This window comes from Novosphingobium sp. TK46, assembly GCF_055361525.1.
Map to the genome: position 1 here is coordinate 1,545,187 of NZ_CM143963.1, position 17,548 is coordinate 1,562,734.

Here is a 17,548-nt window from a genome sequence, read left to right on the forward strand (position 1 = left end):
GCACGATTCGCCTACCGGCAGTTGCCCGCACAATCCTTGTCGCGCACGGCGCGAAATTCGTCGGTAGGGCGCCAGTTCGGCCACCTGTCGCTATCGGCCAACTGGCGACCGAGTGCGGTGAACAGTTCCACGTCCTGCTGGATACCGGACCAGTCCCAGCTGTCAGAATACTGATCGCTGGGCTGGTGATAGCGGTTCTGGGTATAGTCGTCGTTGGCGGCCTGGCCCGCCGCCTTGCCGCCGACCACAAGGTCGACCCCGCGATCGACCGCGAACATCGGCACGCCCCGCTTGGCCATGCTGAAGTGATCCGAACGATAGTAGCTGCCCTTTTCGGGCGTGGTCTCGGGCGCTTCGACCAGGCCACGCGCTGTCAGCGCCGTGCGGAAGAGGTCGGTAAGCTCGGACTTGTCGCCCCCGGTCATGCCATAATCGCGCACCCGCCCACCCGGCAGCAGCGCATCCATGTTGACCCCGCCAACGGTACGATTGAGCGGGAAGATCGGGTTTTGCGCGTAGAACTCCGATCCGAGCAGACCCGATTCCTCCAGCGTCACCGCCAGGAACACCTGGCTGCGCGCTGCCGGACCCATCGCTACATTGGCCTTGGCGATGGCGGTCAGCGCGGCGACGCCGGTGGCGTTGTCGACCGCGCCGTTGCAGATCGCGTCGCCGGTTTTGTCGGGCGTGCAGCGGCCCAGGTGATCCCAGTGCGCGGAATAGAGGACATACTGATCGGGCGCCGTCTTGCCCGGCAGGATGCCCACGACGTTGTGCGAGGTCGATTTGCGGATCGCATTGTCGAACGAGACGTTGGCAGTCAGGCCCAGCGGCACCGGCTTGAACCCCTTCGCCTGCGCCGCCTTGGTCAACGTGCCAAGATCCTTGCCGGCGGCGGCGAGGATCTTCTGCGCCACGTCCTTTTGCACCCAGGCGTTGACCTGGGTCTGGTCCATGCCATCGTTCGGCGTCTGAACGTGGTACTGCGGACCGCTCCAGCTGGAATTGACGACGTTCCAGCCATAGGCGGCGGGGAAGGTATCGTGGACGATGATCGCGCCTGTCGCACCCTGCCGCGCGGCTTCCTCGAACTTGTAGGTCCAGCGGCCGTAGTAGGTCATGCGCCGGCCCTTGAAGAGGCCTTGCTCACCCTCGTCGGCGTAATCGGGATCGTTGACCAGGATGACGGCGGTCTTCCCCTTCATGTCGATCCCGGCATAGTCGTTCCACCCCAGCTCCGGCGCGACGATGCCATAGCCCACGAACACCAGCGGGCTGTCCTTGACCGTGGTCCTGGGCGTGACGCGATAGCTGGCGCCGACCCATTGGGTCCCGAACGCGAAGCTGAGTGGCGCCTTGCCGCCATTTACCGACAACGTGCTTTGATGCTGTCCGGTGATCTCGACCGTGGGCACGTCCTGCAGCCACTGACCCTTGTTGCCCGGTTGCAAACCCGCCGCCTTGAACTGGCCGACGATATAGTCGAGCACGCGCGGCTCGGTCGCGGTGCTCGGTGCCCTGCCCTCGAAATCGTCGGCAGACAGGCGCTGTGTCATCTGCTTCATCAGCTCGAGCGAGACGGCGGGTACCGCGGCACTCTCCTGCGGGGGATCGCTGGGCGGTGGCAGCGCCGTCCCCGGCTTGCCGATCGGCTGCGCCGTCGCGCAGGCGGATAGCGCCAGGATGGCGAGGCAGGAAAGCACAGGTTTCATCGTGACATAGGGGCTGTTCATGCCTGCAGTGGTGCCAGACGCCAGCCCCCGGCACAATGCCCGGCTTGCCCGCGCGGGCACGAACCCGCATGAACGCTGGCGATGACAGTGGCAAAGCCTTCGAGCGTCGACTGGGCCGATGCGATCGCACGGGCGCATGCCCATGCGCCTTATCTCTCGCGTGGACTGAACCAGCTGCCCGAACTCGCGGCGTTGCTCGCGACAGGACAAGGCGAAACCGCACTGGAATGGGCACGGCAGGCGGGAAGTGGCGCCACTGATGTCGGTGGCGCGTTGCGGCGCGAAAAGCAGGCCCTGGCGCTCGCGCTCGCCATCGGCGATCTGGCCGGCGCCTTCCCTCTGTTGACCGTCACCGGTGCCTTGTCGGACTTTGCCGATCGCGCTCTCGACGCCGCGATCGTCGCCGGGATACGCCGCCGGATGCCCGATTTCGATCCCGGCCAACAGACCACTGGGTTCTTCGCGCTGGCGCTTGGCAAGCACGGGTCGCGTGAGCTCAACTACAGCTCGGATATCGATCCGATCCTGCTCTATGATCCGGCGCTGCTGCCCCGCCGGGAACGGGATGAGCCCGGCGAAGCGGCGCAGCGCGTGGCGCGCGCAGTGGTGGAGACGCTCGCGAACGTCACCGACCAGGGCTATGTCTTTCGCGTCGACCTGCGATTGCGCCCGGCCTCCGAAATCAGCCCGCTGGCGATCTCGATCGATGGCGCGCTGACACATTACGAAACCTCGGCGCTGGCCTGGGAGCGCGCGGCGTTCATCCGCGCGCGCGCCGCCGCCGGGGACGTGGAGGCGGGCCAGGCGTTCCTTGCCGCCATCCGCCCGTTCGTGTGGCGCCGCAGCCTCGATTTCGGAGCCATTGCCGAGATCGGCCGGCTGACCACGCAGATCCGTGCCAGTTCGCGCGGCAAGGCGGTCGCGGGTCCGGGTTTCGACCTCAAGAAAGGCCGTGGCGGAATCCGCGAAATCGAGTTCTATGCGCAAGTCCACCAGTTGATCCATGGCGGCCGCAACCCATCGCTGCGATTGCGCGGAACACGCGAAACGCTGGATGCGCTAGCGGATGCCGGCCTGATCGCCACTGAAGACGCCGAAGTGCTGGGCACCAGCTACGACCGCCTGCGTACGATCGAGCACCGCCTGCAGATGGTACAGGACCAGCAGACGCACATGCTTCCCGCCAGCTTCGACGCGCTGGACAACGTCGCCCGGCTCGATGGCCTGGCTGATGGTCAGACACTGGTGGACGAGGTGGCGGCAATCACCGCCCGAGTGGGCGACCTGTACGATTCGCTGATCTTGTCCAATCCAACGGGTGCCAGCAGCAATGTCTCGGCAGAGCCGCTGGTCGAGATGCTTGCCCGACTGGGCTTTGCCGATCCACAAAGCACCGCCACGCGTATCGCGGGATGGACCAGCGGGCGGATGCGCGCGTTGCGCTCCGATGCCGCACGCGTGGCGTTCGATGCGATCCGGCCCGATCTGCTGGCCGCGCTCGCCGCCTCGCCCGAGCCGGAGCGCGCACTGGCACGGTGGGAGCAATTGCTCGACAATCTGCCCAGCGCGATCAACCTGTTCCGGCTGCTGGAAGCGCGTCCGGGCCTGACCTTGCGGCTCGCCCGGATCCTTGGGCTAGCACCGCCGCTGGCGGATGCGCTTGCCCGCCGGGCCGACTTGCTCGATCCGCTGATCGACGCCAGCGCGCTGGAACTGCCCGGCAGCGTCGACGAACTCGTCGTCGCGCTTTCGCGGTTCGAGGCCGACGACGATTACCAGCGGATCCTGGACGCGGTACGGCGCAAGGTGGGCGAGTGGCGGTTCGCGCTGGGCGTCCAGCTGATCGAAGGCACCCGCGATCCGATCGCGATCGGCGCGGCGCTCGCCCGCGTGGCGCAGGCCGCGGTCTGCGTGCTCACCGATGCCGCGCACGCCGACTTTCGCCGTGCCCACGGCAACGTCGCGCACAGCGAGTTCCTGATCCTGGCACTCGGCCGTTTCGGGGGCGGCGTGCTGACCCATGCTTCGGACCTCGATCTGGTGTTCCTGTTCACCGGCGATTTCGCGGCGGAATCCGATGGCCGACGGCCGATCGGGGCGACGTTGTACTACAACCGCCTTGGCCAGCGGGTGATAGGCGCGCTGTCCGCGCCCACGGCGGAAGGCGCCTTGTTCGAGGTCGACACCCGGCTGCGGCCTTCGGGCGCGCAAGGCCCCCCGGCCGCCAGCCTCGACAGCTTCGCGCGCTACCAGCGCGAGCAGGCGTGGACCTGGGAGCACATGGCCCTGGCCCGGGCACGACCGGTCTATGGCTCCCCGGCCGCCACGCGTGAGCTGGCCGAAATCGTCGGCTCGGTCCTCGCGGCGCCACGCGATCCCGCCAAACTGCGCGCCGACGTGTTGGAGATGCGCGCAACGATGGCGGCGCACAAACCGCCGCGCGGGCCGCTCGACATCAAGCTCGCGCGCGGGGGGTTGGTCGACTGCGAGTTCCTGATCCATTTCATTCAGTTGCGCGACGGTGTCGGCCTCGATCCGGATCTGGACGTGGCGATAGCCGCGCTAGTCGCCGCCGGCCTGCTTCCCACCGAACTGGCCGAGGCGCAGGCCGCCCTTACGCGGTTCCTGGTCGCTGCCCGCCTGTTGGCCCCCGATGCGCAAGTGCCCCCGGCCGCGGCACGCGAAGCGCTTGCGCGCGCGTGTGCTTGCGGCGATTGGGACGAAGTCGTGGCCGGACTGCTGCGGGCCCGCGCCACCGTCGCCGCGGCATGGCACCATGCCTTTGGCGAGGAACTGGAGATCGTATCATGAGCAACCGTCCCGCCATTGGCGACACCTTCCCCGATATCGCCCTGGAACTACCCGATGGTGGCACGATCCAGGCCTCCGCTCATGCCGGCAAGCCGCTGGTGGTGTTCTTCTACCCCAAGGACGACACGCCCGGCTGCACCACCGAGGCGATCGACTTCACCACGCTCAAGCCCCAGTTCGATGCAGCCGGGGTGGCCCTGCTGGGCGTCAGCAAGGATACGCCGGCCAAGCATGCCAAGTTCATCGCCAAGCATGATCTGGGCGTCACACTTGCCAGCGACGCGGCCGAAGGCGGCCTGTCCGATGCGCTCGGAATCTGGACCGAGAAGCAGAACTATGGCCGCACGTACATGGGCATGGTCCGCACCACTTACCTGATCGACGCCGCCGGCCGGATCGCGCAGGTGTGGGACAAGGTGAAGGTGAAGGGGCACGCGTCGGCGGTACTGGAAGCCGCGCAAGCCCTTTGACCGTGCCCGAACCGTCTGATGGCAGCGTGGCGGGTGCAATCCGCGCCGCGTTGCTGGCGCAAGAGCCCAGGGCTAAAGTCATGGCAACCCGCCGCGTGGCGCGCGATTGGCGGCTCGGGCGGCTCACCGGGGTGTTCGCGGTGGCGATGCCCGATACGCCGGGGCGGCCCTCCGCGCCCGAGCTGTTGCCGCCGAACCGCATGCCCAAGCGCCGCAAGGCCGGCTCCGAGCGTGGACGCATCGCGCTATGGCATTCGCTCGCACATATCGAGTTCGTCGCGATCGATCTCGCCCTCGACATGGCGGGTCGCTTCGGCGGCGAAATGGGAGCTGAGTTCGTCGGCGATTTCCTGCAGGTCGCCGGCGAGGAGGCGATGCACTTCGCCATGATCGACCGCCACTTGCGATCGATGGGCAGTTTCTATGGCGCGCTTCCTGCCCACGGCGGCCTTTGGGATGCGGCGGCGGCGACAACACACGATGTCGCCGCAAGACTGGCGGTCGTGCCGATGGTGCTGGAAGCGCGAGGCCTCGACGTGACGCCGGCCATGCTCGATCGCGTTCGGCTGGCCGGCGATCGGACCGGTGCCGCTATCCTGAGTCGCGTCCTTGACGACGAGATCCGCCACGTCCGGATCGGCGTAAAGCACTTTGTCGCGCTTGCCGAAACGAGCGGACGGCCAGCGGATTCTCTTTGGAAATCACTGGTTCAAAACCACTTCCACGGGCAACTCAAAGAACCGTTCAACGACTCAGCGCGGCGGTCAGCCGGTTTATCGCGGGATTGGTACGCCAGCCTTGTTCCGTTAACCACTTCCGCGATACCCGCGTTCTCGTGAGGCGGCGGGGGGTAACCGACCATCTCCAAACAGACAGACCTTCGGCATCCGTGCCGTAGGGATCGATGAAACACGCCGTACCGGCAACGGAAACGGCGGAAAACAAGGTGTCGCGAGTTGGTCGTAACGCATTCATTCGCCGGGTTCCGCATCGCTTCATGCGTCCTGGCTGCAGCTTCCCTGTTCGCTTCGGTACAAGCGGCCCAGGCCAACGCCGCCAACACCGATATCTCCGCTCCTTTGCGCGCTGCCCAAGGCGCTGAAAAAAGCGCCAGCGGTGGTGAGGACGAGCAGTTCCGCAAGCTGTTCAGCTCGTGGCAGAACTTCGAAGAAACCGGCAACGCCAGCCTTGCCGCGTCGGTGGGCAAATCGCCGCTCTCGGCCTCGGCCCGCGCCGCCGCCGGCATCAGCGGCCCGGTCTCGATCCCGTCGCGCACCCCGCTCGACGGCCTGACCATGACCAGCAACTTCGGCATGCGCGTCCACCCGGTGCTGGGCGGCATGCGCGCACACAAGGGCGTCGATCTTTCCGCTCCTGTCGGCACCCCCATCCATGCCACCGCCGATGGCGTTGTCGGCAAGGCCGCCTGGTTCGGTGGCTATGGCCTCTACGTGCAGCTTGAGCACGGCAACGACCTCGAGACGCGCTATGGCCACATGTCGCGACTGAACGTCGCCGAGGGCCAGCATGTCCACAAGGGCGACATCCTCGGCTTCGTCGGCACCACCGGCCGCTCAACCGGCCCGCATCTCCATTACGAAGTCCGCGTCGCCGGCAACGCGGTCAACCCGGTTCCCTACATGCAGTCGGAGCGCGTTTCGCTCGCCTCCTCGGGCCATTGAGCCAGACGGAGGGCTGCCGGGCCGGTTGAACCGGCCGCGCTAGAGTTGGAAGAGGAGGGAGAGGCGGCCGCGAGGTCGCCTTTTCTGATTCATGCGGGGCAAATGGTGGCGGTGCGCTCCCGCCACCAGGACGCAGCTAGAGGCGCGCCGCCGCCAGCATCTGTAGCGAGGCCGCGAAGTAATCGGTGGCAAGCTGCATCGGCGCGGCGGTGCCGGTCACCTTCGCCACGATCGCGGCACCGCCGCTCGACACCGCGTACGGCGCCTCCTCGCCGGTGACGACATCGATCCATGCGGGGATCGCGCGATGCTGCGCCATGACGGCGCGCCACCACGACGCCGCGTCTCCCGCCAGAGACGCGCGCCGGCCCATCTGCGCATACAGCGGCACCCGGATCGCATCAAAGCCGAAACGGGGCGGCTTGTCCCGAGCCGGCGCGACCGCGCTGGCCGAGGAGACGGACACCCAGTCGCAAGGCAGGTTCAAGGGCCCGAACCGCGCCTGTCGCAGTAGCGCCTCGCCGGATGCGATCACCCCGCTCCACGTCGCGGCGCCATCAAGGGCGGCAAACGCGTCGAGCGCGGGCCACACGTAATAGGATGGATTGACCGTCACGTTGCCCGGCGCGGCAAAACCGATCCGGCCCGGCAGCAGCAATTGTCGCCCGAACTGATCGACCACGCAATCGCGCCGGATCGCGCCACGAAGCTTAGCAGATCGCGCGAGATAACCGTCGTTCCCCCACTTCTGACCCGCCAGCGCGAGCGCCCAGGCGATCAGCATATCGCCATCGGTGGCGTTGTTGGGATCGGATACCGGGTTCGGCTGGCGCGGATCGAAGCGCCACGCGTACAGGTCGTCACCGGGCACGGTCAGGTTCGCATCCGTCCATCGCGCCATCGCCTGGAAAGCATCCTGATCGGCCGATGCGACCGCCAGCAGCATCCCATACCCCTGTCCTTCGGAGTGGCTGATGCCGCCATTTCCGGTATCGACGATCCGGCCCGATCCATCGAGGAACCGCTGCTTGTAAAGGCGCCACCAGCCGCCCGCCGGCTCGGTCCGCCCCTGCACCCCGGTGCTGCTGCAGGCCGCCGTCAGCGCCAGCACCAGACCAAGCGAGAACTCGCGCCGGTCAACGACCATGTCGCAACTCGATCGTGGCATCCTTACAGGACCCAGTCGTGCGCAAGGTCGGGCCGCTGCCAAGCCCGCGGAACCAGGCATCGTATGCCCCTTCAAGAACCGCCAGCAGCATGTCGAGCCATGCCTTGGCAGGAATGCCGGCAGGGGGTGCGGGTGCGTCGCGATGATGCACCCAGATCGCATCATGATCGATGGCGACATCGGCTTCGCCCCAGCCGGACACCTGCCACAGCGCGTTCACGCGATCGGCGAGCTCGGCCAGATCGTGCACCCCCTCCAGCGACACCGCGGCGGCCATCCGGCGCCCGACGGCGCAATAGAAGCCATGACGTTGCGCCGGGGGTATCGCCTCGCCAAGCTCGCCCACCAGCGCGGTGGCGAGGATCGCGTGCGAGGGCGATGCCGCTGTCGGCAGCGCCGCGGCCGCGGGAGAGAACATCGGGTGGACCGGATCATATTTCATGGCTGGGTTCCGAAAGTCTGGCGGACGCCAAGGGAGGAGCGGAATTCCTTGTAGCTGCCGAACGTGTTGTAGCTCGCCTCGCCGCCCACGCGCGTGCTGGGACCGACGCGATAGTACAGCGAGGCGTCGGCAGCGACCGCGAAGCCGGTCTTGCTGATGCTGTCGTAAGTCGATCGCACGTCGGTGTTGAGCAGCTTCAGACGGTCGAGCTCTGCCTGCGCAGCCGCATCGGTGGGATAGAGCGGCACCTGATCCTGGCTGTAGCTTTGAAAGCCCGGCGACAGCGACGCCTTCAGCTCGAGCGAACTGGTGTCCATCGCATAGGTGATCGGAACGCTGACGCTGATGAAGTCCTGCGGGCTGAAATATCCGCCATGCCCGAACGTGAAGTAGTTCTGGCTGTTGTCGTACTTCTGGTAATTGACGTTGAGGCCGACGCTAAGTTTCGATTGCGGCGTGGAGAGCACGCGCAGGTATCCGCCTGCATTCGCCTCGATCCCGTCGTTGTTGCGCACGTTGCGCCCGCGATACTGGTTGTACCGCCCTTCGGCGTAAACGCCGTTGCCGTCCTTGTCGTACGAGAAGCCGACCCCACCGCCCGTGCGCATGACCTGGCCCCAGCGCTCGCCGGTCACGGGATCGCGGGTGCCGGCATAGGAGATGACGCTGTCGGTCACCGGCTTGCGCTCCGCCCAGGCCCGAACGAGGGCGTTCGCACCGATCTTGGGCGAGACTTCCGCCCGCCCGGTGAACTTGGTCTTGCCCAGACCGATCGGCGTAGCGCCGACCTCGGCCTTCACCAGATCGCTCTCGTAGCCGATCGCCGGCGCCAGGCCGGAGCGATGCTGCGTGTCCGCGCGCGCCAGCACGGATGCTTCCTCGGCGACGATCGCGCGCGCTTCGGCGGAACCGTTGCGTCCGAACCGCGCGAGGCCCGATCCGGTCGGCTCGCCGGCATCCAGGACAACGGCTTCACCGCTGGCATAGACGCGACCGCCGGCAATGCCGGTCGACAGCTTCACGTTGCCCTTGATCTCGTCCAGCCGGCTAAGGCCCTTCTCGCCCGAGCGAGCCCGATACGACGTGCTGACGTCGGCACGCGGGCCGGTATCTTCCGAAAGCGCGGCGATGTCGGACTGGATGCGCGACAGCACGGGATCGGCCGCATAGCTGCCGCCCGAAGGCGCGCCCGGATTGGTCCAGCCTGCCGCCGCCGCCGGAGCCGGGTAGCCTGGGTTGGGCGCGGGGTAGCCGGGTGCGGGATAGGATTGCTGCGGGTAGGGCGGCGCCGGATAGCCGGCTTGGGGATAAGCCGGCGCCGGATAGGCTTGCTGCGGATAACCCTGCTGCGCTTGCGGCTGCGCCGGGTAGGCTTGCTCCGGATAGGACGCGGGATAGCTTTGCGCCGGATCCGGGCTGTAGCTTGCCGGCGTCATCGCCACACCGCCACCGCCGCTGAAGCTCTGCGGGATAGGTGCGGCCTGCGGCAATCGCGTGCCGCCACCCAACGCGAAGGGATTGATCTGCGTCGGCGCCGCCGGGCCCATCGGTGCCGCCTGGTTGCGGAACGGATTGCCCCCTTGCGCCGGGCCCATGCCGGCGAAAGGATTGCCCCCGGCGGCGGCAAGCCCACCCCCCGCGTAGAGCGAGCGCGCGTCCTTGAGCATACGGATCGCGCCGCGTTCGTCACCACGGGCACGCTCGACATCGGCAAGCGACAGCCGCACCTGATAGTCCTGGGGGTAGGCGTCGAGCACGTCGCGTTGGGCCTTTTCGGAAAGTGTGTTGTCGCCAGCGGCTTGCGCCGCAGCGGCCAGCCCGAGCAGCGCATCCTTGTCGCGCGGGCTTCGCGACAGCACGAGTTGATAGGTCTGCGCGGCGCGTGCCGACATCCCGCCCGACTGGTAGAGACGGCCCAGCGCCGCCAGCACCGCGACGTTGTCGGGCGCGGCGTTGTAGGCCGACTGGAGCATGTCGAATGCCGTGGCGAATTGCCCTGCCTGGCGGGCGCGGTCGGCTTGCGCGATCGAAAGCGTCGCGCCCATGCGCGCATAGGCGCGCTGGCCATCGGGCCCGCTGCCCGCCACTTGCGAGGCGCGTTGCAGCGCCGCTTGCGCCAGATCTTCGCGACCGGCACGCGTCAGCACGCCGATGACCGAGGCATAACCGTCGATATCCAGATTACCGCCGTCGGCTGCGGTTTGCGCCACGGTCACCGCCGCCCCGGTATCACCAAGATCGATCAGCGCGTCGGCGATGGCCGGCATCTTGCCCGCGGGCACTGCCGGCATCTGGCCCAACTGGCGCAGGACGCTGACGGCCTGGGCCTGCTGGCCACCGGCGGCCAGCGATTTCGTTCGCGCGATCGCCGCGTCGACCTTCACCCCGATGGCGAAGCTGCGCATCGGCGCGGTGCGCTGCGTTTCCGGGATCGTGCCCATGAGGCGGTCGGCCTCGCCGGTCCGCCCCATGTCGTTGCTGACCAGCGCGGCGGCGTACGTCGCATCTGGGGTGCCCGCGCCCGACAAGGCGCGCAGCAGACCGTCGGCATCCGACACCCGCCCGCGCTTGACCAGGTAACGGGCGAATTCGTAGCGGATCCACGGATCCTTGGGGTCGAGCAACAGGCCGTTCTGGAATTCACGCTCGGCGTTGAAATCGTCACCGTGCTCGGCGGCGGCGAGAGCCCGGCCGCGCGCGGCGCGCGACTGGAGGCGCGCATCATCCTGCGCGCCACCCTGCAGTGCCTGGCGGTAGAAGTCGGCCGAATCGACGTAGCGGCCCTGCTTGTCGTAGATATCGCCCAGCAACTCGAACGCAGGGGCGGGCTGCGGATAGCCCATGCGGACCAGCGCCTCGGCTGCGGCCTGCGCATCGGCCAGGCGACCGGCGGCGAGCTGCTCACGCGCATGGCCGATCCCGGCAAAGAACTGTGCGGCGGCAAGCCCGCTCGCCCACTGGCTGCGCTTGCCCAGTTGCGAAGCCTGCTGCAGCAGGTCCGCAGCCTCGGCGAACCGCTGCTGGCGCAACCGCACCAAACCCAGGCCGCCAAGTGCCTCGGGATCGCGGCGGTTGACCGACAGGGCCTTCTGGAACTGGTTCGCCGCCTGATCGACGCTGCCGTCGTTCAGCGCATCGTACCCGGCAACCCGCGCCTGCCCCGCCCGGACCGAGGACGAGGGCGCAGCAGGTTTGGCCGGGGCGGGTTTTACCGGTGCCGGTTTCGCCACGGCGGTCTTGGCAGGCTTGGTGGACGTCCGGCCAGCGGGGGCCACGGGCCTGGCAGCTGGCACCGCTTTGGGCCTCGGCGCGGCCGGGGGCGCCGCGGCTGCGGCTGCCCTGGCATTCGGGTCCAGAGTGCGAGCCCGGCGCATCGCCTGCTCGGCCAGGTCATCACGCCCCTTCGTTTTCCAGTATTGCGCCTGCTTGACCAGCGCATCGACTGCGGGATTGGCCGCCAGCGCGGTGCCGATCCCCGCCGTCGACACGAGCAGGACCCCCACGGTCAGCCGCAGGCCGCGAAGACGCGCGGACATCAGTGGAAATCCTTCTGGCTGAGACGGCGTGCCGCCTGTCTGCGGAAGTAGTAGTACACGGGGCTCGCCAGCAGGGCCGCCAGCATGACTGTGAACAGGCCCATCAACACCGGGCGCTGGCTGAACCAGTATGCCGCCTTCATCCACAACGGTAGCGAGCCGACCCAGTAAGTCGAGCCGATCGCGAAGCTGGTCATGCCCTCGCCCGATGTCACCGCCAGATCGCCTTGGATCGAGGCGTTGATCTTGTCGTCGGCCATGCCATCCACCAGCATCGGCAAGCTCGATCCGTCATCCGCCAGCAGGGCGACGACGGTGCGCTTCGAGCCGAACGGGGACTTGAAACTGACGATGCCCGAAAACTCGCGCGAGCCATAGACGACCGGCTCGGCATCCGCCGGGCTGTCGGACTTCATGCCACCGAACAGCGCTCCGACATATTGCAGCGGCGACCGTTCGGCGACATGCAGGACGCCATCGGTGTAGGTCAGCGGGGCATTCTGGAACAAGGTGGAGACGCCCGCCATCGCGCTGCTGCCGATGACCAGGATGTCGCGATCCTCAAGCTGGGCCGGGTCGACCTGCGATGTCACCGTGACGCCGCTCGTCGGGACGCCGGTGGCATCGCCGAACCGACCCATCAGCGTCAGGAACGCGGCGACCGACGCGGGCGCCGGATCGCGCGCCATCAACACCGTCGTCTCCGACAGGTCCGGGCGCACGGTGAAGGGAAAGCCCGCACCCGCGAACGTTGCCAGATCGGGCATCATCAGGCCGTGATAGGCCGAAGTCAGATCGATCGTGCTGTTGGGGTCGAGCGAGACGCGTACGTTGTCGGGCAGCGTGCCGGTGCACTTCTTCTTGTCGGCGATGATCAGGTTGTAGTCGAAGGTCAGTTCGTTCGAGCCGAACAGGTTGTAGCGGGGCAGCACGACGCCGGCATCGGAATCGGAGCTGCTGGCGGCGGCGCCCGAAAACCAGTCGCGCCACCAGGAGCCGCCGAGCGGCAGCGTCTTGAGGTACTGGCTGTTCATCGACACGTCGAGGCGCGACGCGCGCTTGTCGAGCCACTGGGCGACCGGATAGCGATAGCCCAGGTTCAGCTTGCCGCCCTGACGGGGCCAGAAGAACAAGTCCGGCGCGACGCGGAAGCGAGCCGTCAGCGGGCCGGGCGGCAAGCCCATGCCCTGCAACTCGTAGGGCTCCATGATGTCGCCGAGCTTCACCGCACGGTCGGTCGGGATCCAGCGGGGCGCGCCATAGGCGCCATACGTCGGTATCCGCACGCCATCGAAGTTCATCTGCGTGCCGCCGAACACGCCGCGCCCGTTGGCGACGGCCGCCGCCGCCATCCGAAGCTCACGCGTGTCGCTACCCATCACCACCAGCAGCATGCCCAGCGGATCGCGCGGGTTCTTGACCATCGCCACCGACGGCCGGTCGGGATTGAAGTTCAGGCCATCGATGCGGGTTCCGCGGGTCATGAACACGATCGCGTTGCCGGTGGGCAGGCGACCGTAGAGCGGCGGGAAGTTGAAGCCGCGATAGCTGGCGAGGCTGCCCATCCACGAGGCCATGCTGGCCGCCGCCTGCAACTCGCCACCGTGCGGCTGGCCGGCGAACACGAACGGCAGGTTGAGCGGCTTGTTGTCGCCCTTCTCGAAGAACGGGCCGGGCAGCCGTGCCAGGTCGGGCAACAGGGCGATGCGCTGGAGCTTGAGGTCCATCCAGGTGCGGGTGTTGCTGACATTGGCCCACAACGCGCTGTTGAACGGATCCTCGCAGTCGCGCGTATAGTGGCCGATCAGCCTGAGGTTGAGCTGGTTGTCGCCCGGCAGGAACAGCGCCGGATTGATCGGCACCGTAAAGGTGGCGCCGCCCGAATTCGCGCGGGTGAGCGGGATGGTGCGCACGACCTCGCCGTTGAGGATGACGACCAGCTGGCTCATGTCGTCCAGCATGGCCGGCGACCAGGCGGTGTCGATCGTGATCGAGGCGTCGAGCACCACGCGATCGGAACGCAGGCCGAAGGGAATGCCGATCTCGCCGTGCGTTCCCTGCAAGCGCACCGGCTGCTTGATGCGCAAATCCTTGAGGCTGAGCCGGCGCGAGATGTCCGCCCCGGCAGCGGGAGGCGCATCGTAAACGGTCGCCGCGCGGACCGGCTGCGGCGTACCCAGGCCGACGATGGCACCAAGCCCTGCCAGCAGCGTGGCCGCGATCGCCGCCGCCTTCGACAGCGGCGCGTCGGGCTTGGCCGCTTCGCTCTTGCGGATCTTCTGGCGTTCGGTGCGATTGAGGTGGAGCATCCGCTTTACGGTGACGAGGTCGACCACGATGATATCCTTGATGGAGCTTAGGCCACTGACGGAAGGCGTCGGCCCACTCGGGTGCCAGGCGTCGGCGCGCCCCATCACCGCGCGCACCAGATGGCGGCCGGCCATGACGTCGAGCTTGAGGAAGTGGACGAAGGCCATCTCGCCGGCGATGCGGACGGTCTCGACCGGGATCGCGAGCGTCTCGTCGCCCATCGCCATGGTGAGGTGGACGACTTCGCGATCGCGCACCGGCAACTCCGCCGGCAGTTCGAGTGCGGCTCCGCCCATCGAGATGTCGATGGTGTGCGCGGGCACGACATGGCCCGAGGCCAGATGCGCGGTGACTGGCAGGCGCACCGGGATGCGGATGTCCGAACGGGTCTGGCGGGTTTCACGCGCCACCGAGACGGCGGCGAGCAGGATGATCAGGCTGAAGATCGCCCAGGCCATGTTCAGGACCAAGGTATCGGTTTGAATGTTGAACAGATGTGGAAAGAAGACGCGCTTGACGATACCCATGACGATCCCGGTGATCATCAGGCCGATGCAGACCAGGTGCGGGCGCACCACCACCCAGTCGAAATAGGTCTTGTCGAGCAAGTCGCCCTTGTCGGTGACGTTGAACTTGCCCTTGTGCGGCTGGAACCAGGTCATGACCGTCGGCTTGACGAGGTGGAAGGCCAGGATCGTCTCGTAGACCTCGCCCCAGAACGGCCGGCGGTCTCCTCCCTGCGTGCGCTCGTTGGCGACCGACGAGCAGAACAGGTGCGGCGCGGCATAGGCGAAGATCAGGCCGGCGCTGGCCTGGATGATGTTCTGGCCGAAGATCAGGTAGGCAAGCGGGCTGGTCAGGAAGACGATGCGCGGCAGCGGATACTGGAAGTGCAGCATCGCGTTCAGGTAACAAAGGCGCTGCTGCCAGGTCAGGCCCTTGCCCTTGAGCGGATTGTCGATCCGCATGATCTGCGTCATCCCGCGCGCCCAGCGGATGCGCTGGCCGACGTGGAGGACCAGCCGCTCGGTCGCGAGACCGGCGGACAGGCGCGCGCTGATGTAGGCGGTGTTCCAGCCCATGCGCTGCAGCTTGAGCGCGGTGTGCGCGTCCTCGGTCACCGTCTCGCCGGCGAAACCGTTGGTCATCGCCAGCGCTTCGCGGCGGATGATCGCGCAGCTGCCGCAGAAGAAGGTAGCGTTCCACAAGTCGTTGCCGCCCTGAACGGCGCCATAGAACAAGTCGCCCTCGCCCGGCATCTCGCCCATCGTGCTGGCGAGGTTACGCTGCACCGGATCGGGCGAGTACATGTGGTGCGGTGTCTGGACGAGCGCGAGCTTCCGGTCGCGCTGGAACCAGGCGACGGTCAACTGGAGGAACGCCCGCGTCGGTACGTGGTCGCAGTCGAAGATGGCGATCAGTTCGCCTTCGGTCTTTTTCATCGCCGCGTTGAGATTGCCTGCCTTGGCATGCAGGTTGTTGTCGCGGGTGATGTAGCCGCAGCCCGCTTCCTTGGCGAAGGCGCGGAACTCGGGCCGCTTGCCGTCGTCGAGGATGAAGACCTGGTACTTGTCCTCGGGGTAATCGAGATCCATCGCCGCGAAGACCGTGTTGCGCACGATCTCGAGACTCTCGTTGTAGGTCGGGATGTAGATGTCGACCGTGGGCCAGGTATCGGGTTCGCCGATCGGCTCGAGCACAGGCCGGTCGAGCGGAAAGCTGGTCTGGACGAAGCCGAGCACCAGGATGACCCAGGCATAAAGCTCGGCCAGATACAGACCACCGCCGAACACGAATTCGGGCAAGGTGCCGAACGACAGCGTCTGCGTCGTGCGCCAGAACATGTAGCGGGTGCACACCAGCACCGCGAGCAGGCCCAGCGCCATCGCGCCCTTGCGGCTTTTCCAGCGCTTGAGCGCCATCGCGCCGGCCATCACGATCAGCGCGAACATCCATTGCTCGAAGTTGTCGAGCGGGACGCCGATCACCATCGCCGCGATCAGCGCGATCGGCAGCGCCAGCAGCGCTTCCGGCCTCATCCAGCGTCGTTTGCGAAGCGCGCTCATGCCGCCTGGCTCGCGTCGACGTCGAGATCAGCCGCTCCGCGCTGCTCGGCAAGGATCGCGGCGACGGCCATCGCCACGTGCCTGATATCGGCCAGCGCGGCGCTTGCCGGGGCATAGCGCGCCAACGTCTGCAGCATCGCCAACGCTTCGGGTACGGCCTGGTCGTTGCGGATCTTGGCGATCAGTCGCTCGCCCAGAACTTCGCGCGCGAACGCCGCGACGTGACGGCCCAGCCGTCTCGTCTCGTCAAGCTTGCCGAAGACATACGCCGTGCGCTCACCTGCCTCTTCGAGAAGTTGCGGCAACAACGCGAGGCAATCGGGCGAAGCTGTCAAAGGGCAGACGTGCACCGCCGCATGTCGCTTTAGCTTGCGCGCCAAGGCATGCTGCCCCGAAGGCACGTCGATCACCAGGGTCCGGTCGCCGCCGATGGCCAGATAACCCGCATCCTCGATCCGCGGCAGGAAGTCCGCATCGTTGGCCGCGTCTGGCTCGCAATACAGGCTGACCCCGCCCGCCAGCACCGTTGCCTCGGCCGACGCTTCCATCGGCGGCAAGCGCAGCGCGGGATCAAGGCCGAAGTGCATCGTCGCCAGATCGCGCGCCGACAGCGTCAGCAACGCCGCATTCCCGGCCAAGCCATCGGGACCGGGCGCCGACAACTCTCTTGCGAGATGGGCGCTGAGAAACGTCGTTCCCGTTCCACCCTTGGGGGAATGGCACACTACCAACGGCATCAGAGCTCTCCCCGCTCGTCGAGATCGGACAAGCGCCGCAGTATCGCGCGCACGTCCTGGCCGGCGGGCGCTTCGGGCTCGGCCTGGCCCTCGCTTTCGTATCGGCTGAACAAGTCTGACAAGGATTGCGCACCGGGCCGCTGCTCGACGGGTGGGGTCGGCACGTCAGGACCGCGCGGGACGACCCCCGTCGGGCGCGCGCCTGCGATACCTGGCGCCGCGACCGCTTCCGCCGGCATCGACGGCTCGCTCAACGCCACGCTGTCTTGGCGAAAGACCCGTGGATCCTTGAGCAAGGCCTCGAAAAGAGGCCACAGTTCCAGATCGCTGAACCGATCCGCAAACTCCTTGTACGCGAAGTCGCTTCTACCCAACCGATCGAGCAAAGTACGGGCATCGGCTCGCATACTGCATCTCCCCTGTTCCCAACCTCTCTGTCGAAAATTGGTTAAGATCAGATTGAATGCGCGGCCTAACGCTCCCTGGTTACGGCAGAACTCTGGATTCGCGATCTTCATCCGGCGGGTCCGGCGTTGGCCACGATCCGGATGAACGCCCCCCGCGCGAGACGAAACACCGCCAAGCCGCAGAGG

11 protein-coding genes are annotated in these 17,548 nt (G+C 67.1%); 4 read left to right on the top strand and 7 right to left on the bottom strand.

Going from position 1 to position 17,548, the window contains the following annotated elements; all coding sequences use genetic code 11:
* Positions 1–11: 11 nt before the first annotated feature.
* Positions 12–1,733, bottom strand: a complete 1,722-nt coding sequence (locus ACXJ1Z_RS07390) for a M28 family metallopeptidase (protein ID WP_463780704.1) — start codon at positions 1,731–1,733, stop codon at positions 12–14.
* A gap of 81 nt (positions 1,734–1,814) precedes the next feature.
* Between ACXJ1Z_RS07390 and ACXJ1Z_RS07395 the strand changes: the two genes are divergently transcribed.
* The 4 genes from ACXJ1Z_RS07395 to ACXJ1Z_RS07410 all read left to right on the top strand — a co-directional run bounded on the left by ACXJ1Z_RS07395 (position 1,815) and on the right by ACXJ1Z_RS07410 (position 6,696).
* Positions 1,815–4,544, top strand: coding sequence for a bifunctional [glutamine synthetase] adenylyltransferase/[glutamine synthetase]-adenylyl-L-tyrosine phosphorylase (locus ACXJ1Z_RS07395; RefSeq protein WP_463780706.1), 2,730 nt, complete (start codon positions 1,815–1,817; stop codon positions 4,542–4,544).
* Complete coding sequence (locus ACXJ1Z_RS07400; RefSeq protein ID WP_463780708.1) at positions 4,541–5,014, top strand: peroxiredoxin; 474 nt, start codon at positions 4,541–4,543, stop codon at positions 5,012–5,014. The genes ACXJ1Z_RS07395 and ACXJ1Z_RS07400 overlap by 4 nt, the downstream gene beginning before the upstream one ends.
* A gap of 2 nt (positions 5,015–5,016) precedes the next feature.
* A complete protein-coding gene (locus ACXJ1Z_RS07405) occupies positions 5,017–5,853 on the top strand; it encodes a ferritin-like domain-containing protein (protein ID WP_463780710.1) in 837 nt (278 codons plus the stop codon).
* A 117-nt stretch (positions 5,854–5,970) separates the two neighbouring features.
* On the top strand, positions 5,971–6,696 hold the full coding sequence (locus tag ACXJ1Z_RS07410) for a M23 family metallopeptidase (RefSeq protein ID WP_463780711.1): 726 nt from the start codon (positions 5,971–5,973) through the stop codon (positions 6,694–6,696).
* 136 nt (positions 6,697–6,832) lie between these two features.
* Here ACXJ1Z_RS07410 and ACXJ1Z_RS07415 read toward each other — a convergent pair whose 3' ends face one another.
* The 6 genes from ACXJ1Z_RS07415 to ACXJ1Z_RS07440 are packed head-to-tail and all read right to left on the bottom strand — an operon-like array spanning position 6,833 to position 17,362.
* Positions 6,833–7,843: a family 8 glycosyl hydrolase gene (locus tag ACXJ1Z_RS07415; protein WP_463780712.1), complete on the bottom strand. Its 1,011-nt coding sequence runs from the start codon at positions 7,841–7,843 to the stop codon at positions 6,833–6,835.
* Complete coding sequence (gene bcsD, locus ACXJ1Z_RS07420) at positions 7,833–8,306, bottom strand: cellulose biosynthesis protein BcsD (RefSeq protein ID WP_463780714.1); 474 nt, start codon at positions 8,304–8,306, stop codon at positions 7,833–7,835. Before bcsD ends, ACXJ1Z_RS07415 begins: the two co-directional genes overlap by 11 nt.
* Positions 8,303–11,842, bottom strand: a complete 3,540-nt coding sequence (locus tag ACXJ1Z_RS07425) for a cellulose biosynthesis protein BcsC (protein ID WP_463780715.1) — start codon at positions 11,840–11,842, stop codon at positions 8,303–8,305. Before ACXJ1Z_RS07425 ends, bcsD begins: the two co-directional genes overlap by 4 nt.
* Positions 11,842–16,218, bottom strand: a complete 4,377-nt coding sequence (bcsA, locus tag ACXJ1Z_RS07430) for a UDP-forming cellulose synthase catalytic subunit (RefSeq protein ID WP_463780716.1) — start codon at positions 16,216–16,218, stop codon at positions 11,842–11,844. Before bcsA ends, ACXJ1Z_RS07425 begins: the two co-directional genes overlap by 1 nt.
* Positions 16,215–16,955 (bottom strand): cellulose synthase operon protein YhjQ/BcsQ, encoded by a 741-nt coding sequence (locus ACXJ1Z_RS07435; RefSeq protein ID WP_463780717.1) that lies wholly within the window; start codon positions 16,953–16,955, stop codon positions 16,215–16,217. Before ACXJ1Z_RS07435 ends, bcsA begins: the two co-directional genes overlap by 4 nt.
* Positions 16,955–17,362 (bottom strand): hypothetical protein, encoded by a 408-nt coding sequence (locus tag ACXJ1Z_RS07440; RefSeq protein WP_463780719.1) that lies wholly within the window; start codon positions 17,360–17,362, stop codon positions 16,955–16,957. Before ACXJ1Z_RS07440 ends, ACXJ1Z_RS07435 begins: the two co-directional genes overlap by 1 nt.
* Positions 17,363–17,548: the final 186 nt, after the last annotated feature.